The 373-nt window shown below is 63.8% G+C and carries 1 protein-coding gene; it reads left to right on the forward strand.

All coding sequences use genetic code 11. The features are described 5' to 3' along the window. Positions 1 to 373, forward strand: a 373-nt coding sequence (locus ACSIPU_RS30665) for an MASE1 domain-containing protein (RefSeq protein WP_435322489.1), incomplete at both ends; no start/stop codon positions are given.

The raw sequence follows: 373 nt of genomic DNA on the forward strand, positions 1-373 counted from the left end.
GGGACGAGGGGCTTAACGCCCTGCTGTTGACGCTGACCGGCGGCCTGACGCTGGCGCCGACCTGCCTGGTTTTCTGGCACTATCTTACCAGCACCGTCTGGCGGCCGCTGGGGCCGGCGCTGGTGGCGCAGCCGGTTAACTGGCGCGGGCGGCATCTGATCTGGTATCTGCTGTTATTCACCATTAGCCTGTGGCTGCAGCTTGGCCTGCCCGCCGAGCTCTCCCGCTTTACCCCGTTTTGTCTGGCGCTGCCGATTATCGCCCTCGCCTGGCACTACGGCTGGCAGGGAGCGCTGATCGCCACCCTGATGAACGCTATCGCCTTGATTGCCAGCCAGACCTGGCACGATCACCCGGTCGATTTATTGCTTTC

This window comes from Klebsiella sp. HN106 (genome assembly GCF_051209435.1).
GTDB classification, from domain to species: Bacteria; Pseudomonadota; Gammaproteobacteria; order Enterobacterales; family Enterobacteriaceae; genus Klebsiella; species Klebsiella oxytoca.